The organism is Streptomyces tailanensis (assembly GCF_008386495.1).
Classification (GTDB): domain Bacteria; phylum Actinomycetota; class Actinomycetes; order Streptomycetales; family Streptomycetaceae; genus Streptomyces; species Streptomyces tailanensis.
Window position 1 is genome coordinate 85,462 of record NZ_VTHJ01000020.1, and the last position, 22,515, is coordinate 107,976.

General features: G+C 70.8%; 19 protein-coding genes and 2 pseudogenes. 13 read left to right on the forward strand and 8 right to left on the reverse strand.

Going from position 1 to position 22,515, the window contains the following annotated elements; translation table 11 throughout:
• Positions 1-182 precede the first annotated feature (182 nt).
• Positions 183-1,310: an enoyl-CoA hydratase/isomerase family protein gene (locus F3T56_RS18540; RefSeq protein WP_149826287.1), complete on the forward strand. Its 1,128-nt coding sequence runs from the start codon at positions 183-185 to the stop codon at positions 1,308-1,310.
• A 97-nt stretch (positions 1,311-1,407) separates the two neighbouring features.
• A pseudogene (locus F3T56_RS18545) lies at positions 1,408-1,678 on the forward strand (transposase); the annotation flags it as partial.
• On the opposite strand, the gene F3T56_RS18550 reads toward F3T56_RS18545, so the two are convergent.
• Positions 1,664-2,602: a LysR family transcriptional regulator gene (locus F3T56_RS18550; protein WP_149826288.1), complete on the reverse strand. Its 939-nt coding sequence runs from the start codon at positions 2,600-2,602 to the stop codon at positions 1,664-1,666. The pseudogene F3T56_RS18545 and the gene F3T56_RS18550 sit on opposite strands and share 15 nt — an antisense overlap.
• A 122-nt stretch (positions 2,603-2,724) precedes the next feature.
• On the opposite strand from F3T56_RS18550, the gene F3T56_RS18555 reads away from it, so the two are divergent.
• From F3T56_RS18555 to F3T56_RS18590, 8 genes and pseudogenes are all read left to right on the forward strand, one after another.
• The gene (locus F3T56_RS18555) at positions 2,725-3,735 is read left to right on the forward strand and encodes a fumarylacetoacetate hydrolase family protein (RefSeq protein ID WP_149826289.1); all 1,011 of its coding nucleotides are present in this window, start codon (positions 2,725-2,727) and stop codon (positions 3,733-3,735) included.
• Entirely contained in the window at positions 3,732-4,703 is a 972-nt protein-coding gene (locus tag F3T56_RS18560; protein WP_149826290.1) for a cyclase family protein, read from the forward strand. The genes F3T56_RS18555 and F3T56_RS18560 overlap by 4 nt, the downstream gene beginning before the upstream one ends.
• Positions 4,704-4,817: 114 nt before the next feature.
• Positions 4,818-5,957: an FAD-dependent oxidoreductase gene (locus tag F3T56_RS18565; RefSeq protein ID WP_149826291.1), complete on the forward strand. Its 1,140-nt coding sequence runs from the start codon at positions 4,818-4,820 to the stop codon at positions 5,955-5,957.
• On the forward strand, positions 5,954-6,982 hold the full coding sequence (locus tag F3T56_RS18570; RefSeq protein ID WP_246203689.1) for an amidohydrolase family protein: 1,029 nt from the start codon (positions 5,954-5,956) through the stop codon (positions 6,980-6,982). Before F3T56_RS18565 ends, F3T56_RS18570 begins: the two co-directional genes overlap by 4 nt.
• A 10-nt stretch (positions 6,983-6,992) precedes the next feature.
• A complete protein-coding gene (locus F3T56_RS18575; protein WP_149826292.1) occupies positions 6,993-7,931 on the forward strand; it encodes a VOC family protein in 939 nt (312 codons plus the stop codon).
• A 93-nt stretch (positions 7,932-8,024) separates the two neighbouring features.
• On the forward strand, positions 8,025-8,990 hold the full coding sequence (locus tag F3T56_RS18580; RefSeq protein ID WP_149826293.1) for a fumarylacetoacetate hydrolase family protein: 966 nt from the start codon (positions 8,025-8,027) through the stop codon (positions 8,988-8,990).
• A 400-nt stretch (positions 8,991-9,390) separates the two neighbouring features.
• A pseudogene (locus F3T56_RS46980) lies at positions 9,391-9,570 on the forward strand (CoA-transferase); the annotation flags it as partial.
• Positions 9,571-10,115: 545 nt separating this feature from the next.
• Positions 10,116-11,333, forward strand: coding sequence for an FAD-dependent oxidoreductase (locus F3T56_RS18590; protein ID WP_149826294.1), 1,218 nt, complete (start codon positions 10,116-10,118; stop codon positions 11,331-11,333).
• A 187-nt stretch (positions 11,334-11,520) separates the two neighbouring features.
• Here the strand turns inward: F3T56_RS18590 and F3T56_RS18595 are convergent, their stop codons facing one another.
• On the reverse strand, positions 11,521-12,096 hold the full coding sequence (locus tag F3T56_RS18595; RefSeq protein WP_149826295.1) for a Dps family protein: 576 nt from the start codon (positions 12,094-12,096) through the stop codon (positions 11,521-11,523).
• Positions 12,097-12,467: 371 nt separating this feature from the next.
• Between F3T56_RS18595 and F3T56_RS18600 the strand changes: the two genes are divergently transcribed.
• Entirely contained in the window at positions 12,468-13,001 is a 534-nt protein-coding gene (locus F3T56_RS18600) for an RNA polymerase sigma factor (protein WP_149826296.1), read from the forward strand.
• 20 nt (positions 13,002-13,021) lie between these two features.
• Positions 13,022-13,816 carry a hypothetical protein gene (locus F3T56_RS18605; RefSeq protein ID WP_149826297.1) on the forward strand — a complete coding sequence of 265 codons (795 nt, stop codon included), beginning with the start codon at positions 13,022-13,024 and terminating at the stop codon, positions 13,814-13,816.
• Between the two features lie 739 nt (positions 13,817-14,555).
• On the opposite strand, the gene F3T56_RS18610 is transcribed toward F3T56_RS18605, so the two are convergent.
• The 5 genes from F3T56_RS18610 to F3T56_RS18630 form a co-directional block, all read right to left on the reverse strand.
• Complete coding sequence (locus F3T56_RS18610) at positions 14,556-16,100, reverse strand: FtsX-like permease family protein (protein ID WP_149826298.1); 1,545 nt, start codon at positions 16,098-16,100, stop codon at positions 14,556-14,558.
• Positions 16,097-16,816, reverse strand: a complete 720-nt coding sequence (locus tag F3T56_RS18615) for an ABC transporter ATP-binding protein (RefSeq protein ID WP_246203690.1) — start codon at positions 16,814-16,816, stop codon at positions 16,097-16,099. Before F3T56_RS18615 ends, F3T56_RS18610 begins: the two co-directional genes overlap by 4 nt.
• The gene (locus F3T56_RS18620) at positions 16,813-17,349 is read right to left on the reverse strand and encodes a PadR family transcriptional regulator (protein WP_149826299.1); all 537 of its coding nucleotides are present in this window, start codon (positions 17,347-17,349) and stop codon (positions 16,813-16,815) included. The genes F3T56_RS18615 and F3T56_RS18620 overlap by 4 nt, the downstream gene beginning before the upstream one ends.
• A gap of 307 nt (positions 17,350-17,656) precedes the next feature.
• The gene (locus F3T56_RS18625; protein WP_149826300.1) at positions 17,657-18,310 is read right to left on the reverse strand and encodes a response regulator; all 654 of its coding nucleotides are present in this window, start codon (positions 18,308-18,310) and stop codon (positions 17,657-17,659) included.
• Entirely contained in the window at positions 18,307-19,542 is a 1,236-nt protein-coding gene (locus tag F3T56_RS18630; RefSeq protein WP_149826301.1) for a sensor histidine kinase, read from the reverse strand. Before F3T56_RS18630 ends, F3T56_RS18625 begins: the two co-directional genes overlap by 4 nt.
• Positions 19,543-19,718: 176 nt before the next feature.
• Here F3T56_RS18630 and F3T56_RS18635 point away from each other — a divergent pair, with 176 nt between their 5' ends.
• On the forward strand, positions 19,719-20,342 hold the full coding sequence (locus F3T56_RS18635) for a VanZ family protein (RefSeq protein WP_149826302.1): 624 nt from the start codon (positions 19,719-19,721) through the stop codon (positions 20,340-20,342).
• Positions 20,343-20,439: 97 nt separating this feature from the next.
• On the opposite strand, the gene F3T56_RS18640 is transcribed toward F3T56_RS18635, so the two are convergent.
• The gene (locus tag F3T56_RS18640; RefSeq protein ID WP_149826303.1) at positions 20,440-22,425 is read right to left on the reverse strand and encodes an AfsR/SARP family transcriptional regulator; all 1,986 of its coding nucleotides are present in this window, start codon (positions 22,423-22,425) and stop codon (positions 20,440-20,442) included.
• Positions 22,426-22,515 lie beyond the last annotated feature (90 nt).

The window sequence follows — 22,515 nt, forward strand, 5'->3', positions numbered from 1 at the left end:
GAGAAGCGAAATAAACCCGCCGGAACTGCCCGAACACCCTTGTACAGGGGACGAGTTCAGCTGGCGGTTCAGGGCTGCCGGGGCAGCGGTTCGGCGAGCTCGGCGCTGAGGCGAGGGTGAGAGGTGTTCGGTTGTCCGGCGGCGAGTCGAGAAAACCCGCGCCCCATGATTGATTGCGACACATGACCGCTACCACCCCCGCCACCGACCTCCCCCCGGCCGACGAGGTCCTCACCGGCGTCCACCAGGGCGTCGGCAGGATCCTGCTCAACCGCCCCCGGGCCCTCAACGCGCTGACCACCCCCATGGTCGCCGCCATCGACGAGGCCCTGGCGGCCTGGGAGAGCACGCCCCTCACGGCCGTGGTGCTGGCGAGCACGAACCCGAAGACGTTCTGCGCCGGCGGTGACATGCGCGCGATCCGGGCGAACGTGCTCGCCGGTGACGCGGAGGCGAGCGAGAACTTCTTCTCCACCGAGTACCGCCTCAACGCCCGCATCGCCGAACATCCCGTCCCGATCGTGTCCCTGATCGACGGCATCTGCATGGGCGGCGGCCTCGGCCTCTCCATCCACGGCGACTACCGCGTCGTAACCGAGAACGCGATCCTCGCCATGCCCGAAACGGCCATCGGCTTCTTCCCCGACATCGGCGCCGGCCACTTCCTCCCCCGCCTCCCCGGCGCGATCGGCATGTACCTGGGCCTGACGGGCCACCGCCTGGACGCGGCGGACGCCCTGTACACGGGCCTGGCCACCCACTTCGTCCCCGCGAACCGCATCGACGAGGTCACGGAAGCCCTGGCCGACAACGCCGCCACCCCGATCGACACCACCCTGAAGGGCCTGGCTGACACACCCGCCCCCTCGATCGCCCACAGCAGGCTCGCAGCGGTACGAGCCGACCTGGACCGAGCCTTCGGCGCCCCCACCCTCGACGGCATCAGGCAGGAACTCCACGCCCTGGCCACCCCTTGGGCGACCAGGACCCTGGCCAGCCTGGACGCCCACTCCCCGCAGAGCCTGGAAATCACCCACGCCCTGCTGACGGCAGGCAGAAACCGCACCCTGCGCGAATGCCTCGCCGCTGAACTCCTCCTCACCCGCACGACCATCCGCTCCCCGGACTTCCTGGAGGGCGTACGGGCCGTCCTGGTCGACAAGGACCGCACGCCCGCGTGGCAACGCGTCGACGCGCAGGACCAGCCCCCGAAGTCGACGAGCAAGGAGAACGGTTCGTCGTCGCGACCCGGGTCCCGAATCCCTCATCCAGATGAAAAGCCCCGGCGAGACCGTGCGTCCCGGCACTGATCACTAGCCTCGGGCGATGCCCACATCCTCACCACCATCGCTGCTGCGGGCCTTCCGGCCCCAGGTCCAAGAGCACCTCTACGACTTCTACGAAGAGCTGTCGAAGTCCCAGGTCAGCGCGATGGCGAAGCACCTCGACGAGCAGGTCGCCGCGCCGTAACCGGCCGCTCGACGCCGGGCCATATGCGTTCGTCCGGGTGGACGCGCTGACCCAGAAGGGCCGCGAGGGCGGCCGCATCATCAACGTCCACGCCCGGATCGCGGTCGGCGTCAACGCCGACGGCCGCCGCGAGATCCTCGGCATCGACGTCGCCACCGCCAAGGACGGCGCCGGCTGGCTCGCCTTCCTGCGCTCATCGTTTCGGCGGACGGGAGGTCGTAGGCCGACCGGCCTCCATCATCTCGGCGACCCGGGCCGTCGTCTCCCGCAGCCACATGTGCGCCGCGTCGTGCATGTGGACCGGATGCCACCACAAGGCCTGCTGGAGCGGCACGGCGTCATAGGGCGGTTCCATGATGCGGACGGGTGCGACTCCGTCCAGCTCGTCGGCGAGACGCCTCTGAAGGAGAGCTACCCGGCGGGTGCCTGCGACCAGGAGTGGCATCAGCTGGAAACTGTCGACGGAGACCGCCACGCGCGGCTCGATGCCGAGCATGGCGATCTGGCGGGCGGCGGGGGCATCGTAGGCTCGTTGGTACGTCACCCACGGCAGTCGGGCCAGGTCGTCAAGGGTGAGCCGCTCGCCGACCTCGGGGTTGTCGTCCGCGACGAGGAAGACCCAGCTGTCCTGGTAGAGCTCGACCATGGGGAAGCCTCGAATGATGCCGTGGGGCAGCAGTAGCCCGTCCACGGTGCTGAGCAGCGACCCGGTGCTGTCGATGATTTCGTTCGGTACCTGTTTGAACCTGAGCCGGATTCCCGGTGCCTCGGCTTGGACGGTGCGGGCGAGTTCGGTACCGAAGACGGCAACCGCGTAGTCCGAGGCGATGAGCGTGAACTCATGTTCCTCGCGGGAGGGGTCGAATTCGGCCTGACTGGCGAAGACGCGCTCCAGCAGGTCGCATGCGGTGGTGGTTCGGTCGAGGAGGGCCTGCCCTAGGGCGGTCAGTTCGTACCCTCCGCCCACCCGGGCGAGCAGGTCGTCGTCGAAGTGGCGGCGCAGCCGGGCCAGGGCCGCGCTCATCGCGGGTTGACTGAGTCCGATGCGCTGGCCGGCCCTGGTGACGTTGCGCTCCTGCAGGAGGGCGCGCAGGGCAACGACGAGGTTGAGGTCCAGGCTGGCCAAGTTCACGAAGCGTCCCAATTCCGGAGCCGGCACCACCGGTATTCACCGGCTGGATTCTTATATATAGGAAATCGATTTCCCTGATTGCAATCTACGGGCCAGATTAGTGGGACCGCAATCGGGAGGACATCTCCGTGAAATCCGCAGCCGCGCCGGCACCATTCGCACCCTTCTCGGGCCCTTTCGCCATCGGCACTCTCTCCGCATCGGGCGGAGCCGCGTTCCCCGGCCTCGTGGCGCCGGACGGCCGGGCGCTCGACCTGCGCGCGGCACTGGGTGAACCCGCGCTGACGACCCTTACGCTCCTGGAGCGCTGGGACAAGACGTTGCCCCGCCTGCACGCCCTCGCGGCGGATCCGGCCGGCGCATGGCTGTCGCTGGATGACCTGCGGGTGCAGGCGCCCGTCGAGCCGCGGCAGATCTTCCAGTCCGGCGCCAACTACCGGCAGCACGTGATCGACCTGGCGGTCGCACACCGCGCCCCGGACGACCCACGCACCGTCGAGGAGGCCCGCGCCGAGGTCGCGGCGGTCATGGACAAGCGGGCCGCCGAGGACCTCCCGTACGTCTTCATCGGCCTGCCGACCACGATCAGCGGTCCCTACGACGACGTGGTGCTGCCCGCCTGGGCCCAGAAGCCAGACTGGGAACTGGAACTGGCCGCGGTGATCTCCCGCCCCGCCTACCGGGTCACCGTGGAGGAGGCGCTGGAGTACGTCGCGGGCTACACCATCGCCAACGACCTGACCGACCGCGCGACCGTCTTCCGCCGGGACATGCCCCCGATCGGCACCGACTGGCTGCGCAGCAAGAACGCCCCCGGCTTCACCCCGCTCGGCCCGTGGATCGTCCCGGCCGGCTCCATCGCCGACCCGTCCGACCTACAGGTCACCCTGAAACTCAACGGCGAGACCATGCAGGACGAGTCCACCAACGACATGATCTTCGGCGTCGCACGGTTGATCTCATACATCTCCCAGACCGCCCGACTGCTCCCCGGCGACCTGGTTCTGACCGGCAGCCCGGCCGGCAACGGCATCCACTGGGGCCGGCTGCTGCGCGACGGCGACGTGATGGACGGCTCGGTCACCGGGCTCGGCGCCCAGCGCACCCGCTGTGTCGCGGAGGAGGCCCGATGAGCGCCGACCGTATCGACCGTACGGATCCCGAGGCGGCGATCGCCGAGGCCGCGAAGGCGTACTCGAACTGGGGCCGCTGGGGGGAGGACGACGTGCTCGGCACGCTCAACTTCCTCGACGAGGCCAAGCGCCGCGAGGGCGCAGCCCTGATCCGCGACGGCGTCAGCTTCTCCTTGTCACAGACCTTCGACATGGACGGCCCGCAGAAAGGCTGGCGGAGGCGTACCAACCCGGTGCACACGATGCTCGCCACCGGCACCGACGCCGCTCTGGGCGGCCAGGGCTTTCCGCACGGTTTCGGTGGCGCCGACGACGTGATCGCCATGCCCCTGCAGTGCTCCACCCAATGGGACGGGCTCGGGCACATCTTCGATCACGGCAAGGCGTGGAACGGCCGCCCGGCGGAGAAGGTCGTCACCTCCGAAGGCGACCTGGTCACCGGTATCGAGCACATGGCTCCGCACGTCGCCGGGCGGGGCGTCCTCCTCGATGTGGGCCTGGTCATCGGCCAGGACGGCGAACTGCCCGACGGCTTCGCCATCACCGAGGAGCACCTGACCGCGACCGCCGCCTCGCACGGTGTGACCGTCGGTCGTGGCGACCTGGTCCTCGTGCGCACCGGGCGGCTGGCCCGCGCCCGTCACGAAGGCTGGGGCGACTACGCGGGCGGGCCGGCGCCGGGGCTGAGTTTCAGTACGGCCGGCTGGCTGCACCGGAGCGAGATCGCCGGGATCGCCACCGACACCTGGGGCTTCGAGGTGCGGCCCAACGAGTTCGACCACGCCTTCCAGCCGCTGCACCAGGTCGCCATCCCCCACATCGGTCTGCTCATCGGTGAGATGTGGGACCTCGATGCCCTCGCCGCACATTGCGCCGCCGACGGCCGGTCCGAGTTCTGGCTCACCGCCGCGCCACTGCCCATCACCGGTTCCGTCGGCTCACCGGTGAATCCCATCGCCGTCAAGTAACGCCCTGGACGGCCGGGCGAGCCGCGCCCGGACGGCTACGCCACCCTCGACCGCCCGACCCGCAACACCCCCCTTGCCGCTCGAAGTCGCGCGGCACCATCTCAGGGAGACCCCATGAACGACACCCGTCCCCGCACCGTCCTCGTCATAGGCGGCGGCGCGTCCGGCAACGCCGTGACCGTGCTGCTGCGGCGGGCGGGCATCGCCGTGGAACTCATCGAGGCCAAACCCGACTGGAACGTGCTCGGCTCCGGCATCACCCTCCAGGGCAACGCGCTGCGCGTGCTGCGCGAAGTGGGCGTATGGGACAAGGTCCGGGAGAGCGGCTACGCCGTCGACGCCGTCGGCCTGGCCGCGCCCGACGGGACCGTGTTCCATGTCCAGCAGGACATCCGCACCGGTGGGGACGACCTGCCCCCGATCTTCGGCATGCAGCGGCCCCGGCTGCAGGAGATTCTGTGTGAGGCCGTTCTCGAGAGCGGCGCGACGATACGCCTTGGCACCACCGCCGAGGAACTGGTCCAGGACGCGTCGGGCGTCACCGCCCGGTTCAGCGACGGCACCGAGGGCCGCTACGACCTTGTCATCGCCGCCGACGGCGTCAGTTCGCACACGCGCGCGATGATCGGCATCAGCGACAAACCCGAACCGACCGGCATGGCCATCTGGCGCGTCCCCGCGCCCCGCCCCGAGGGCGTGGAGCGCATGGACCTGTCCTACGGCGGACCGTGCTACATCGCCGGCTACTGCCCCACCAGCAAGAACACCATCTACGCCTACCTCGTCGAGGCCAACCGCGACCGCGCCTCCATCGACCCGGCCTCGTACGCGGACGAGATGCGGCGGCTGGCCGCGCCCTACGGGGGTGCGTGGCCGGAGATCGCCGCGAGCATCACCGACCCCGCCAAGGTCAACTACACCTGGTTCGACCGGCTGCTCGTCGAGGGCTCCTGGCACCGCGGCCGGGTCGTCCTGATCGGTGACGCGGCCCACGTCTGCCCTCCCACGCTCGCCCAGGGCGCGGCCATGTCGCTGGAGGACGCCTCCGTACTGGCCGAGATGCTGAGCAACCAGCAGGACTGGAGCTCCCTCGACGCCCTGCTGACCGGCTTCTACGAACGCCGGATCGACCGTGTCCGCATGGTGGTCGAAGCATCCGTGCAACTCGGTCAGTGGCAGCTGGACGGCGTCCGTGACGCCGACGCACCCGGTCTGATGGGCCGCACGATGTCCGTCCTGAAGGAGACCCCGTGAACTCCGTGAACCCCGTGAGTCCCCAGAACAGCGCACCCACGATCGACGTCCACGCGCACGTCCTGCTCCCGCAGGTCGAGGACGCCGTCGCCGGACACCCCGGGCTGGCCGCGGCCCGCGATCTCGACGCCCGCCGCAACGGCCCCGAGGCCATCGCCGTCAGCGGCCCGATGTTCCGCGACCGCTTCCCGAAACTGACTGACGTCAAGGCCCGGCTCGCCGCGATGGACGCCTCCGGGATCGACGTCCAGCTGGTCTCGCCCTCTCCCTCGCACTACCACTACTGGGCCGACGAGGACCTGGCCCGTACGGTGTGGGAGCTGGCCAACGAGGGCACCGCCGCGCACGTCGCCCAGGCCCCGCAGCGGCTGCACGGCCTCGGCCTCGTCCCGCTCCAGCACCCGGGCCTCGCCGTCGAAGCCCTCGAACATGCCCTCGGCCTGGGCCTGCGCGGTGTCGAGATCTCAAGCCACGCGCCGGGACGCGAACTGTCGGACCCCGCGTACGAACCGTTCTGGACACGGGCCGAGGAAACCAGCGCGATCCTCTTCCTGCACCCCTTCGGCTGCACGCTCGACGAGCGCCTCAACCGGTGGTACCTGTCCAACACCGTCGGCCAACCGACCGAGAACGCCGTCGCGCTGTCCCATCTGATCTTCTCCGGAGTCCTGGACCGGCACCCGGGGTTGCGCATCGTCGCCGCCCACGGCGGCGGCTATCTGCCCACCCACATCGGCCGCTCCGACCACGCCTGGCTCGCCCGCACCGACACCCGCGGCTGCGCGCACCCGCCCAGCAGCTATCTCAAGCAGCTGTACTTCGACTCCCTCGTCCATAACCCGTACGTCCTGCGCGAACTGATCCGGGTGGCCGGCCCCGACCGGGTGCTGCTCGGCTCCGACTTCCCCTTCGACATGGGCACCGACGACCCGCTCGGCGCTCTGCGCGACGTCACGGACCTGCCCGCCCCCCACTTCCACGCCGTACGCGGCGGCAACGCGGCAGCGCTGCTGCGTCTCACCTGAGGAGCCCGACATGACCAACCGTCTGCTCACCCACCTGCGGCACGTCGACCTCGCCGTGCCGGACTATGACAAGCAGCTCGACTTCTACGCCGGCGTCTGGGGCCTGACCAAGGTCGCCGAGGACTCCGGCATCTCCTTCCTGGCCGCCGAGGGCTCCCCCGAGCAGTACATCGTCCGGCTCCGCAAGGCCGAGGAGAAGCGCCTCGACCTCATCTCCTACGGCGCGGCGAACCCCGCCGACGTGGACACACTCGCCGAGCAACTCCTCGCGGGTGGAGTGCGGTTGATCTCCCAGCCGGGCAAGGTCGACACCCCCGGCGGCGGCTACGGCTTCCGCTTCTTCGACATCGACGGCCGCACCATCGAGGTCTCGGCCGACGTCGAGGCGCGCCGGCACCGTCGTGTCGAGGAGAAGGAGTCCATTCCCGTCCGTCTCTCGCACGTCGTCCTGAACTCCCCCGACATCAACGCCACCCGCGCCTGGTATGAGCAGCACCTCGACTTCCGGCTGTCCGACACGATGAGCATTCCGCACATGGGCGAGGTCATGCACTTCATGCGGATCAGCAACCAGCATCACTCCATGGCCATTGCCAGCGGTCCGCACACCTCCCTGCAGCACCTCTCCTTCGAGCTGCGCGGCATCGACGAGTACATGCGCGGCTCCGGCCGCGTGATGCGCTCCGGCGCCCGCAAGATCTGGGGCCCCGGGCGGCACATGGCGGGCGACAACACCTTCACGTACTTCCTCGACCCGCACGGCAACACCGTGGAGTACACCACCGAGCTCGAAAAGCTGGACGAGGACACCTGGCACCCGCACATCTACGACCTGACGAAGCCCGAGAACGCCGACCAGTGGGGCACGTCCAACCCGATGAACGAGATGATCGCCAAGGAGATGCACAACGACGTCGACCGCGGCGTCTTCGTCGCTCCGCCGGTCTGACCCTTTAGCCCCGGGGGCTCGGCGCACTCCCCCGCCCTGCCAGGCCGCCGGGCCCCCGGCCTGTGTCAACCCACCCAGCTCCCTAGGAATGCCATGCGTTTCGCCACGTACGAACAGCACGGCCGCAGCCGTCTCGCCACCGCCGAGGACGACGGCACCCTCTACCCCTGCCCCGACACGGGGACGCTTCTCGACCTGATCCAGGCCGGTCCCGAGGCACTGCGCGAGGCGGGCAACGCAAGCCTGGACGTGCCGCGCGGCCCGCACGTCTCCCAGGTGCGATTGCTGCCGCCGCTCCAACCGCCGTCCGTACGCGACTTCGTCACGTTCGAGGAGCACGTCGAGGGTGTACGGCGAAGCATCGACGCAGTCTCGGGCGCCCCGGACGCCTGGTACGACGCGCCCACCTTCTACTTCACCAACCCCTACGCGGTCATCGGCGCTCACGACGACGTCCCCGTGCCGCCCGGCTGTCAGGCAATGGACTTCGAACTCGAAGTCGCCGCGGTCATCGGCCGCGAGGGCCGCGACCTCACCCCCGAGCAGGCCCGCGACCACATCATCGGCTACACCATCTACAACGACTGGTCCGCACGCGACCTCCAGTCCCGCGAGATGCAGGTCAGCCTCGGCCCCTGCAAGGGCAAGGACACCGCCACCACCCTCGGCCCCTACCTCGTCACCGCGGACGAGCTGGAGCCCTACCGCGACAGCGAGGGATTCCTGCGCCTGGCGCTGACCGCCGAGATCAACGGCGAGGTCGTCGGCAAGGACCTGCTGTCCAACATGAGCTGGACCTTCGAGGAGATGACCGCCTACGCCTCCCGCGGCACCTGGGTACGCCCCGGCGACGTACTCGGCTCGGGCACCTGCGGCAACGGCGGCTGCCTCGCCGAACTCTGGGGCGTGCGCGGCCGCCAGGACCCGCCGCCGCTCAAGCCCGGCGACACCGTCACCCTCACCGTCGAGGGCATCGGCACCGTCTCCAACACCGTGGTACCCGGTGCCGAACCGGTGGCCGTCCCTCGCGCCCGTACGCGCCCGCGAACGCGCCCGTGAACCGCGCGGCGGAGAGCAGGCCGGCCGACAAGGTCGTCGTCACCGGGGCCGCGCGCAGGCAGGGCACGGTGGAGGCTCCGGCCCGGGCGGGAGCGACCGTGACAGCCACCGATGTGACACAGGCACCCGGCCAACTCGGTCATCCCCTAAATGATCGGCGCCGAGGGCCACGCGCGGCGACCTGCTCGCCGACGACCACCCCGATGCGCGCCATCGGCCGCCACTCCCACTCCGCCGGGCCGGCCTCCCTGACGAGGTGCTCAACGCCGTCGTCCTCCTCGCCTCAGGCGAGGCCTCGTACACACCGGCGCCGGTCGCGTCGCCGTCGGCGACTGGTCGACGGTGCTGCCCGGCTCCCCCGTTTGCCCCCTGGCCGAACTCCGGCTGAAAGGACCCGCACGTGAACAAGGTCAGCGCGAGCGCCGCCGAGGCGGTCGCCGACATCTCCGACGGGGCCTCGCTCGCCGTTGGTGGCTTCGGCCTGTCCGGCATACCGGCCGTCCTCATCGACGCCCTGCACGCCCAGGGCGCCACCGGCCTGAAGGTCGTCTCCAACAACTGCACCGACCTCGGCGTACTCGACGTCACCGACAACGGCCTGGTTCTTGTCGAAACCGCCCCCGGCGTCACCCCCCACGACATCACCGCCGCCACCGCCGCGAAACTGCACACCGCCGCTTGAGGCACGACGACCGCCACCTCGTCCGCATACGCCCAGGACGAGGTCCGGCACATCCATCCTCCAGACCCCGGCACGCCCGGAACTGCACCAACCAGGGCAGTTCGCCGACTTCACCGATGCCATGGGCATCGACCGTAATCGGCCGGCGCGTCGACCGTGGATGCACCTCGGTTTCCGCCGCGACCGTCCCTGTCCACAGAGGTACACATGCTCATAGTGACCGGCAGTGCGCGGCCCGCCGCCCCAGCGGCCGGAACGAACTGATCAGAGCGACCCGCAAGTTACCGAAGTCGCAAACCGAGGCTGGGAAAGCCAGGACCCGCTCGACGAGCACGGGCCACGCGCACACCCCGGGCTTCATGGCCGGGCACCGAGCCCTGTACGGGAGAAGCCCGCCCTCACCCTCTACCAGGTCAACGACGACCAAGACCGAGGAGCCCACCATGAAGAAGCTTCCCGCCAAGCGCGGCCGCGTCGCCGTCATCGGCGCAGGGCCCGGTGGCATGGCCGCCGCACTCTCCGTCCATCAGGCCGGCCACGAGGTCGTGCTGTTCGAGCGCTACCCGCACGCCAGACCCGCCGGCAACATCCTCAACCTGTGGCCGCCACCCATCAAGGCACTCGGGCTGCTCGGCGTGAACACCGAGGACCTGGGTGCGCCCTGTACGGCCGAGTTCCGCAACGCCCGCGGCCGCCGCCGGGTCCGCGCGGCCCTTCCAGAGCAGGTTGTCCGCGACTACGGCGGCGGCTTCATCGGCCTGCTGCGCCCCGAGCTGTACGAGCGGCTGCTCGACGCGCTGCCCAAGGGTGTCCTGCAGGTCAACCACACGGTGGAGCGCGTCGAGCAGGACGAGAGCGGTGTTCGACTGCACCTCGCGGACGGACGAGTCCACGAGGCGGACCTCGTGATCGGCGCGGACGGCATCGATTCCCTGGTCCGCCGCACTCTGTGGGGCGACAGCCCCAAGCGCGAGCACAACCTGCACATCTTCGGCGGCTACACCTTCGACGAGAGCGTCGAGACCGAGCCCGGGATGTGCGTCCTCTCCCACACCCGCACGGTGCAGGGCAGCTGGACCGCCATCCGCGACAAGGGACGTGACGGCCACCAGTGGTGGATGCTCGAAGCGTTCGACGCAAGCCGGGAATTCACCGGGGACCTGCACTCGACCGCGACCAGCCTCGGCCAGGCCTTCGCCCGTCCGCTCCCCCAGCTGATCGCCGCGACCGACTCCGCGCACGTTCAGCACTGGGTGATCCGCGACCGCAAGCCGCTGAAGCAGTGGTCCAAGGGCCGTGCCACTCTCGTCGGCGACGCCGCTCATCCCACGTCCCCGTACGCGGGGTACGGCGCCGGTATGGCCACCGAGGACGGCTACTTCATCGGCCGCCACCTGGCCGGGGTGGACCTGAGTGACTACGCCGCTGTCCGCCAGGCACTCGACGCCTTCGAAGCCCCCCGCAAGCCGCACACCGCCCGGCAGTCCCAGCAGGCCTATGTCCTCGGGCAGGTCTTCCATCACGCGCCGCGCGCTCTGCAACCGATCCGGGACGCGATCCTGGACCGCAGACTCGGCCGGCAAGGGAGGTCACTCTCTTGCCTGCCGGTCGGAAATCCGACGGCCGCGGCGGAGCCGGGGCACAGGCGCCGCACACCCTGAAGAGCGCGTACGATCCGGTGCCCCTCCCTTCCCCATGGCGTGAAGACCGGGGCTGCGGCCAAGTCGGGGCAGCCGCGGCCAGGTTGGGAGTCGGCCACCCGCAGATTTCGACACTTCCAGGAACTGGCAGTGGCCCGCTGCCACCTCTGTGGAGCGGCCGGTTGCGGCGTCGGTGGTCCTGATGCGCTCAGACGCGGACGAGAGGAGTGTCGACCAGGTGTTCCGCAAGGAACCAGGCCTGCAACTCACCCGTGCGGATCACCTGCGAGACCAGAACGTCGTTGGTGCCGTCATCGCCCAGCTCGGCGCTGCGGGCCGCCGCGTCATGGGCCTCGACCAGGATCGTCTCGTGTGCCTCCAGCAACCGCGCCAGCATCCCCGGGACTTCCTCCACCCCATCAGGCGGACGTGGAATCGACGTGATCTCGGCGACGTGCCGGGGATCGCCCACCGCGACGCCGCCCAGGGTCTGGACTCGCTCGGCGATCGTGTCGACGAGTTCCAGCTGCTCTCCCGCATGCTTGTCCAGCAGCACGTGCAGCTGGTAGAAGGTCGCGCCCCGCATGTTCCAATGGTGCTTCTTGTAGAGGCTGTAGAGGATCTGCGTGTCCGCCAGGACCTTGTTCAGGCGCTGGCAGGAGTACATGCGTGCGTCGTAGGACAGGCCGAGAGGGAACTGCTTGACCGTCCCGAACTCCTGAATCACCTTGCCCTTTTGATGCAGCCGCGGCTGGCTGCTCAGGGGGTTGTGGCTGGTGGTCATGAAGCGCCTCCCGCGGTGCCGTGCTTGCGATACGTGAGGGACGCTAGGCGCTGACATCGGCGACGCGTTGACCATGAGCGCATGCGGTGGTGCTCATCAGCGCACCGCCGCGTGCGGGCGCCGGTTCCAGAGCATTCCTTCCCGGCGGGCGACCGTGCACTCAGCAGGACGGGTTTGACGCCTTCGACGCCGGTCGTGAACCCGCCCACCGGGACACGGCTCGGGTCCGCCCTCGCCAGGCGAGCTGTGCCTGCCGACCGCTGCCGGCAGGCGTTCCTGTGGGCTTCGACATCGAACGACTTCTTTCTGGTGTGCCTGTTGCACCTGTGCTGGTCGTGGACATGTAGGGGCAGACGCTACGGAAGGAAGCCATGCCCATTGATTCCGAGGCCGAGTTCACGGACGTGTACCGGGCTCACTACGACGACGTTGTGCGGTTCGTGCGCCGACGGGCGCATCCGATGAACGTCGACGACATCGTCGGCGAGACGTTCCTGGCGGCCTGGCGCCGCAGGCGTGAGCTGCCGGACAACCCGCGGCCGTGGCTGTTTCGCACGGCCCGCAACGCGATGCTGAACGACGGGCGCGGCAGGCGTCGGCAGTCCGCGCTGGTGGTGCACATTCAGCAGACCACCGCCTCCGGCCTGCGGGAGGCGACCGACGATGCCACGGCGCGGGTGGACCAGCGGCTCGAACTCGGCGCTGCCTGGCAGGCCCTGGCCCCGGATGACCAGGAAGTCCTCGCCCTGCACGTGTGGGAGCAGCTGACAGCCCGGGAGGCGGCGCAGGTCTTGGGCTGCACCCGCGCCGCCTACGCCATGCGCCTGACCCGCGCCAAACGCCGCCTGGCCAAACACCTCACCCCCAACGGCGCCAGTGCGCCCGCCGTCGCTGCCATCCACTGACCCCCCGATAGGAGACCCTGGTGAACAACGATCTTCTCTCCCGCCTGGCCGACCTGGACACCGCGCCGCGCACTGAGCTGTCCGCGGCCGAACTCGACCGCAAGCAGCGGCTGCTGCGCACCGTGCTGGAGGACACCGGGCAGCCGGTGCGGACGGCCGGTGCGCCCTTCCGTCGTCCGCTGGTGCGGCGCGTGGCGTTCACGGCGGCCGGGGGGCTGGCCGCCGCGGCGGCGGTGCTGGCGGCCACCGGCATCCTGCCCGGCTCGCAGAGCTCCGGGCCGCTATCCTCCGCGCAGCTGGCTAGCTGGACCGCCACCCCGGCGGGCCTGGACAGCTCCTCACGCAACGGCGGCGCCGCCGAGAAGTGGTGCCTGGACACCTCGAAGGGAGGCCAGGACGACAGCGCACCGGCCAAGATCTCCAACGCGGACATCCGCGGATCGGTCGCTTCGATGGTCGTCACGCGCGCCGGTGAGACGACGTACTGCCTGGCCGGTTCGGACGGGTCAGGCGTGTCGATGGCGATCGACACGGTGGCGGCCGGCGCCGCCGCCGACGCCGTCACCCTGGACACCCTCGGTGCCCGTGGCAGCGACTCCGGCCAGTTCAACTACGCGCTCGGATCGGTCGGGGCGGACGTGAGGGAGGTGACCGTGCGTGACTCCGGCCAGACTGTGCAGGCCACCGTGCAGGACGGTCGCTGGACCGCCTGGTGGCCCGACGGCAACCCCGACGGCCTGCTCACCGGCACCCTGACCCTCACCCTGGCCGACGGCACCACCCGCACGGTCGACGGCCCCTCGCTGATGGGCTGAAGAGCGCCGCCCCGCTCGTGCCGCGCAGGGCCATGGGTGCGACCGGCGCGACCACACCACTGCACAAGGGGTAGGCCCGCGCCGATGGGCTGCCGCGCTGCCCGGGGGCAGGGCGCGGTGAAGCCGCCGCGCAGCACTGATGGCGCAACGGCACCGGATCCGTCCCGGTGACGGTGGAACGGCACGCTCGTTCGCCGTTCCACCTGCGCCCGCCTGCTTGGTCCGCATCCTTTCCTTGTGCCACACGAAGTTGTGGTTGGTTCTGCCGGTGGACGGCGTTGTCCGCATCGGAGTCGGAACCACGGCCGACGCGCACCCGCGGGCCGGACTGCGTCAGCCACCGGTGATGGTCGCCGATCGGAGAACACCGACTTACTGCTGTTCGCGCGAGCGCTCTCCGCCGAGCAGAACGGGGACCAGCACCCAGCCTCTCGGCTCTCGGCGGTCTCCTCGTCCGGGAGCGCCGCCCGCGAACGGCTGGGACGCCCTGGCGCACCGCGCAGACGCCCACCTCCCACATCCTCGCCAAGCTCGGCATCCACAGCCCCGTGGCCCGGGAGGCCTTCAACCACAGCCCCGCAGCGGTGCCCACCGATCTCTGACACCCACCACTGTCAGGCACACCGACGGAGGTGAAGCAGCCCATGCCATACGTCCGGGCCGGCCCAGAACCGGTGGCGTACCGGTCCTTGATCCACACCTTCCCCTTGCGGCGGGTTCCCCGCATGCGCGACTCGGATCACTGCACGCGCAGCTCCGTGGCCCGTGTGTTCAAGCGGAGGAAGAGCAGACCGACGAGGGTAATCGCGACGGTGGCGGCGACGGCTCCGCCGGCGAGCAGGGCGAGCCGGTCCCAGGGGACGTGTACGGTGACCGGCACCTTCTGCGCCGTGAGCAGCAAGGTGTGTGCCTGCTCGTACGCGGGGTCCTGACAGGCGTCGGCCGGATCGCCCGGCAGCGGTGTGCAGCGGCGCACCTCCATCCGCGCCGCTTCGCGGGCGTCCGGTACGGCGAAGCGCGGCAGCAGCGCGCCCACGGTCACCGACAGGGCGACCGCGGGAACGACGGGCGTGAGGACCTGCCAGCCGAGCGCGCGGGCAAGGATGCCCCTCGGGGTGCCGGCGGCGACGAGGGAGGTGAGTGTGCGCCTTCTGGCCGCGACACCGTCGACGAGCGCCACCAGCAGGCCCATGGCGGCGATCGCCATCGCCACCAGAACGGCGTATCCCACCAATGCGTAGGCGCGCTCGTAGAAGCCCGTGCCGGACGGGTCGTACGGTTCACCGAGGAGCCGTGCGAACCGTCGCGTGTTCTCCTCCTGGGCCGCGACCGTTGCCACGGTCAGCGCGGAGAGTCCGGCGGCTGCGGACCCGGCGATGAGCGCGACCAGCATCGCGGAGAAGGTACGGCTGCCGGACCACGGGTCGGCCATCAGCCGCCTGCCCGCGAGGAGCGCGGCGGGACGACGGGCGAAACGGTGCAGCACCCGGCCGACGGTGTACGCGATCCAGCCGGTTCCCGACACGACGCCGACGCTGACGGTGAGGACACCGACCGTGATCAGTCCTCCGATGACCAGCAGGGGCACGTCGTCGTTCCGCGGATGGTCGGTGAAGTACCGGTGGACCGGTTCGACGAGCGCGCACGCTCCGAGACCCGCGAGGACGAGCACGCCCGGCGTCCTGCTCGGGCGGCCTCGCGACATACCGCGGACCACACCGAGCGGGGTGAGCGTCACGCGGCGCAGGGTGAGCACCGCCAGCAGTGTGACAAACAGCGGCACACCCGCGGCGATGCCAGTCATCAATGCGGGTCCGGGCAGGACATCCGTCGGCAGGGACCGGCGCCCGTCGGCACCGGGCGCGTCGAGCAGCACACGGCCGAGGAAGTACACGCAGTAGCCCGTCGCGACACCGAAGGCGGACGCGAGGGCGGTCTCGGCCGCCGCGATCCGGACCACCTGGCGCGGTGTCGCTCCCGCCATCCGCATCGCCGCGAGCCGGCGCTCCCTGCCGGGGGCGCCGAGTCGGCTGCACTGCGCGACGAACGCCAGGACCGGAATGGTCAGCAGCAGCATCCCGAACGCGACACCGGGGCGCAGCCCTTCGTCGTTGAGCAGATCGTTGGTGTACGTGGCCGCGTGCGTTTCGGTCACGGCGAGGACCGTTGCCGCGGCAAGCAGGGTGAGTGTGCCGAGCGCGGCGCCGAACGCCGTCAGTGCGATGCGGGTCCGGTCCGCCCGGCCGCCGGCCAGAGCGAGCCGGAGCGTGGTGAGCGGGCTCACCGGGAGGTCTCCGCGGTGCCGGCGGAAAGCGCTGTGCCCGCACCGAGCAGAGCGAACTCGGCGGCTTCCACCGCTCCGTCGCGCAGCCTGATCTCCCGGTCCGCGTACGCGGCGACCGTGGCGTCGTGCGTGACGAGCACGACGGTGGTGCGCTGGGTGTGGGCGGCCTGGACCATGTGCTGCAGGACGGCCTCGCTCGCGAGGGTGTCGAGTGCACCGGTCGGCTCGTCGGCGAAGAGGAGTTTCGGCTCGGTGACCAGGGCACGGGCGAGAGCCACCCGCTGCTGTTGCCCGCCGGACATCTCACCGGGCAGCCTGTCCGCCAGATCGGCCACCCCGAGCCGGTCGAGCCACTCGAGTGCCGTCGCCGCCGCCCGGCGCCGGCGGACACCGCCGAGCAGCAGCGGCAACGCCACGTTCTCCGCCGCGGACAGCTCCATGACGAGCTGGCCGAACTGGAACAGCACCCCGAAGTCCGTACGCCGCATGGCCGAGCGCTGGGACTCGCTCCACTCGTCGACACGCCTGCCCTGGTACCGGACGGTGCCGGCGTCCGGGCTCAGGATGCCCGCCAGGATGTGCAACAGCGTCGACTTGCCGCACCCGCTCGGCCCGGTGACGGCGACGATCTCGCCCTCCCCCATGCCGACCGAGATGCCGCGCAGAGCCTGTGTCGGCCCGTAGGCCTTCACCACGTCACGGGCTTCAATGATCACTGGTGCACCTCCTGGTGCAGGTCGGTGACGCGGTCCATCGCGGTCTGCATCCACCGCAGATCCGCGTCGAGGTGAGCGATCGCCAAGTCGGCGGCCAGAACGTGGGCGATGGGCAGCGTTCCGGAGGATTTCGCCGCCGTGAGTGCGCGCATCCGTGCGAGATGGGCGGCCCGCTGAGCGGCGAGGTGGCGGCGGGCGGTCGCCTCGTCCGTCACCAGCAAGGTGATCACGACCTTGGCCAGCAGCTCGTTCGACAGGTGGGGCGCCGGCGGTTCGATCCGCGAGATCCACGCGGCCAGCGCTTCCCGCCCACGGTCGGTGACCTCGTACACCGTGCGGTCAGGGCCTCCCACACGGTCGTGCCCGGCCTCGGCGGCCAGGCCGTCGCGGTCCAGACGCTTGAGGGTTGCGTACACCTGCCCGAAGGGAAGCGGCTTGGCACCCGGCAGGTGCGAGTCGTGGGCGTGCTTCAACTCGTACCCGTGCAGGGCGCGCGGGGTGAGCAGACCGAGGAGGACATGGGGCGTGGACACGGCGGTAACTATTCATTGAGAGAATAGAAGTGTCAACCGTGTCCGTCGTCGGTGCACTGCCGAGCGGGTGCGGCGCACCAGGGGCGCCACTCACAAGCACCCTCGGCTCCTCGGATCGAACGCCGGGAACGGTGCGCTCACCACCACGTCCAGGGACGGCTTGCGTTCGTTCGCCAAGCGAGCACCAGGACGCCTGCCCACGCCCCAGGGTCTGGTCGCCCTCCCGCACGCACTCGCCCGCTGGTCCGGGGCGGAGGCGGCGCAGTACGCGCCGCAGGGGGTACCGGCCTGCGTCCCGCGTCGCGGATCAGCTGTTCATCAGGCCTGACTCCCACGCCCAGGCCGCGATCTCCACTCGGTTGCGCGCCTCGATCTTGTTCTGGATCCGCGTCAAGTGCGTCTTGACCGTGCCGACGGTGATGTGGAGGCGAGCCGCCACCTCGGCGTTGGTCAACCCCCTGGCGACGAGCGTGACCACCTCGGTCTCCCGGGCAGACAACTCGGCGCCCGGAGCAGCCCCCGCGGCAGTCGCCGATGCACGGAAATGGCGCAGCAGCCGCACCGTGATGGCGGGACTGATCAGCGCTTCCCCCGACGCCGCGGCCCGCACCGCCTCGACCAGCAGGGCGGGGCCCGAGTCCTTGAGCAGGAAACCGCAGGCACCACCGAGCAGCGCACGGTGGACGTACTCCTCGTCGCGGAACGTCGTCACGACGATCACCTGCGGCGGCTCGGCCACGCCCGGCCGCCGCAGCAGCCGCAGCGCTTCCAGGCCGTCGAGCCGGGGCATCCGGATGTCCATCAGCACGACGTCCGGGCGGTGGCGGGCGGTGAGTTCCACGGCCTGGACCCCGTCCACCGCCTCGGCGACGACCTCGATGTCGTCCTCCGCTGCGAGGATCAGGCCGAAACCGGTGCGGACCATCGCCTGGTCGTCCGCGAGCAGCACGCGAATGGTCACACGGTCTCTCTCTGTGTCCGGTCGTGGCCCTGGCCGGGTGCCGCGGGACCGGACGCATTCGTAGGTGCGGTGCCGGTCGGCAGGACTGCCTCGACCAGCCAGCCGTCCCGGGCGGCCGGGCCCGAGCGCAGCGTGCCGCCGATCATCGCGACTCGTTCCTCCAGACCTCGGAGGCCGAACCGCCCGCCGGTGCTCCGGCGCCCACCGCCGTCGTTGCTCACTCGTACCCGTACCGTGTCCCCGGTGTGGGTCAGCCGGACCTCGACACTGGTGCAGTGGCGGGCGTGCTTGCGGATATTGGTGAGGGCTTCCATCACCACGTGGTGCGCGGTGGTGGCGAGCTCTGCCGGCAGTGGGCCGGGCTCGCCCTCTTCGGCCAACTCCGTCCGGGCACCTGGCAGCTCGAACCGCTCGACCAGCCGGCGTACGGCACCCCCGAGGTCGGTGACCGGCCGCGGGGCGACCCTGTTGTCCGGCTCGCGCAGCATCCCGACCATGCGGTGCATCGACTCCAGCGACTCGATCCCCGCCTGCTCGATCCGCTCCAGCGCGGGCGGCAGGAGTTCCGGCTTCTTCGCCGCGACGGCACCGGCGCCCTGCGCCAACACGACGATGCCGGTCACATGGTGGGCCACGAAGTCGTGCAGGTCCCGGGCGAACTCGGTGCGCTGGCGCAGCTGGAGCGCGGTTTCCCGGCGGCGCCGGTCTGCGGCGACGAGGCGGGCGGCCAGCCCTGCCCCCACCACTGCGAAGGCGATCAGCGCGAGGAAGAGGGACACGGCGACGACTGTGTCGCGCACACCGCTGGCCAGTGGGCGCAGCACCACCGCGGCGAGCAGCGCGGGGGCGGTCACCGTCACCGCGACGGGCGTGGCCCGCCAGGTGACGAAGCCCAGCACGACGACGAGCGCGACGGGCTCGGTGAACGCGTACCCGTCCAGGCCGGTGAAGCGGTCGCCGTCCGAGGAGTCCCCGGCGCGGACCGCGGCAGCGACGCCGAGCGAGGCCAGGGAAGCGGCCATGGCGGCGACAGGCAGGACATTCACCTTCAGGTGCGGGGCGAGGAGGGCCACCAGCACGGCGAGCAGCGCGACCTCCAGCGGCGGAGCCCCGAACCCCGTGACGCTGAACGCACCCCACCGGTGGTCCAGTAGGCCAAGCGTGCCCAGCGGTACTGCCAGGGAGATCGTCCACGCCGAGACGCGCGACCACGAGCTGCAGCGGACGATCACACCGGCGAGCCTAACAAGGCGGTGCGGGGTGCGGCCTCCGTCCACGGTAGGTCGTCGCGGTCTGCCGAAAGTCGTAACGGGCGGCCGCGGAACCTGTCCTGCGGAAGATCCGCGAGGGTGTGCGAGGCGGTGACACTCGGGGCGAGACGACGGCAACGGGCTGTCACGACAGGGAAGTGTTCACACGCATGGTCAATCTCGACTTCACGGTTTCCGCGGCCATGGTGCTGGTGCCCGCACTGGTCCTCTTCGCCGTCCTGGTTCTGTTGCGTGCCCGCGCCGGCAGCCCCGGCTGGACCGGCAGGCATGCACTGCTGCGGCTGGGCGGCGCTCTCTACGCGGCGGCGGTCCTCCAGCTGACAATCTTCCCGCTGCACGTGGTGTTCGGGACGTACGCCAACCAGACCCCCTGGTACGAGATGGTCCAGTGGGTGCCGCTGATCATCGCGGACTTCAGCTTCGTCCCCAATGTGATCATGATGCTGCCGCTGGGGGCGCTGCTGTCCCTGATGTCCGTCCGCGTGTCCTCCCCGGGACGGGCCGCTCTGGCCGGTGCCGGGATCAGCCTGGCCATCGAGCTGACGCAGATGCTGTCGTACATCCTGTTCAGCAACGGCCGCTCCGTGGACATCAACGACGTCATCGCCAACACCCTCGGCACGGTCCTGGGCTTCCTCGCCCTGCGGTGGGTCGCCCGGGCGCGGTCGTTGGCCGGGCTGGTGCAGGAGCTCGCCCTGCCCTCCGCATGCCCGGCCGGCATCCCCGCCACCGGACACGGGCACGCCGGGCCGGCGTCCTGACCGATGACGTCCACAAAGGCGCACCAGCGGGGCCATGACGTCCGCCCCTGACCCGTGGCAGGTGAGAGCCGCACAGCCGGATCCGCATGCGAGCACGTCAGTCGAGCGCATCGGTGATGGCGGCGAGCCACCCGTCCACAGGACCGAGGGTGACCAGGCCGCTGCCCGCACCTGCGAGTTCGCCCGCAGCCGGCAGCAGGCGGGTGCGGAGTCGTTCCAGCCCGACCCGGTCACCGAGTTCCAGTGCGACTGCTGTCTCCAGGCAGCACAGCGCCTCGTACATCAGGTCCGCGGGCGGCTCCGGCAAGGCGCGCAGCATCCCCCGGGCTTCGGCGTGGCGGCCGGTGCGCAGCGGGACGAAGGCCTCGGCCCAAGGGCGGTACGGGCCCCAGTCCGCATCGGCGTCGACGTGTACGGCTGCTGCCGCTGCCGACGTACTGCCGTCGGCCAGGCGCAGGCACAGCTGCGCGAGGGGCAGCAGGCCGTGCTCGACGCCAGGCATGCCGGCGCCGTCCAGCCGTGCGGCAGCGGCCCGGTATGCGGCCTCCGCCTGTGCGATCTGCCCGGAGGCAGCCAGCCGCAGCGCCCGGTACCACTGGGTGAAGACGCTCGCCAGCGGCCGCTCGTGGCGCTGGGCCAGCCGGTCCGCGGCGGCGGCGTGCTCGTCGGCCGCCGGGAAGTCGCCGAGCGCGCTGCGCGCCTGCACTTGGATCAGGTGGCCGAGTACTTCGAAGGTCACCAGGCCGTGGCGGATGGCCAGCGCGACCAGCTCCGTGCCGAGCGCATCCCGTCTCGGCGCGAGCCCGGCCCGGGTGCAGGACTGCATGAAGGCCCCGTTGAGGGCGAACGCCAGCAGCGTGGGATCGTCCAGGCGCCGGGCGATCTCCTCCGCCTCGCCTGCGGCCTGCGGGCCGCGTGCGGAGCGGGTGCCGCGCATCTCCAGTGCGACCGTGGCCAGCAGGCGGCAGCGCGCCGCCTCGTGTGAGCCACCGCGCGGCAAGGCGGCCAGGGTGCGCTCGGCGGCCGCGACGATCTGCTGCGCCTGCTGCGGGTTGTCATTGCGGGTCCAGATCGCCGGGACGTCGTAGGCACCGATCACGCGGGCGGTCAGCTCCGGGTCGTCGAGCTCTTCCGCCGTGGTGATGGCAGCCAGGCGGTGTTCCTGGGCCGCCTGCAGCCCGCTGCCTCCGGTGACCGCGAGATTGCGGATCAGTCCGACCGTCGCATCCAGCCGGGCCCGCGGGCCTGCGGCGCCCGTACGGTCGTAGGCCGCGGCCGCCCGTGCCCACAGCCGGGCCGCCGCCGTCATCGGTTCGTCCGGTGGGTCGAGGCGCGGGTCCTGGGTGAGGATGTCCGTCTCCAGTCGGCGCAGCTCCGGGCCGGGGTCCAGGCCCAGCTCGTCGGCCAGTATGGTGCGGGCCCGGCGCAGCACCGCGAGTGCATCCGCCTGTCGGCCCGTGCGGTAGAGCGCCAGGGCCAGCAGCCGCCAGCCCTCCTCACGCCAGGGATGCTCGGCCAGGTGGGCATCCAGGTCGGGTACCGCCTCGGCGGCCAGCCCCAGAGCCAGCCGGGCCTGCGCCTGCTGCTCCACCGCTTGCAGCCGCAGCTCGGCCAAGCGGGAGCGCTCCCCGCGTGCCCAGTTCTCCTGGACGAACTCCGCGTACGCCGGGCCACGCCACATGTCCAGCACGGCCTGCAGTTGTTCCAGCGCCCGCGTGGGCGGCAGCTTCGCGGCGGCACCGACGGCCGCCTCGAACCGCCAGGCATCCACGGCATCCGGTGCTGCCCGCAGCGCGTACCCGGGGCCCTCGGTGACCAGCAGACGGGCCGGGGCCCGGGCCGGGCGGTCCGGCTCCAGGACACGGCGCAGCGCGGCGACGAAGGTCTGTACGGCACCCACGGCGCCCGGCCCGGGCTCTTCCCACAGGTCCTCCACGAGGTGGGCGACCGGAACCACGCGTCGGCGCGCCGTGATCAGCCGAGCGAGCACCGCCCGGTGCCGCGGCCCCTTCAGCCCGAGAACGCCACCGGCCGCATCCCACGCGACCACTGGCCCGAGCACACCGAAGGTGACCCGCTCCATCCCCGCCTCCCGGCCTTGCTCTTCCCGCCTGCCACGGTACGCGCTGATCGGATGCTGATTCGCGCGCGGCAGTCTCGATGGTGTCCGCCG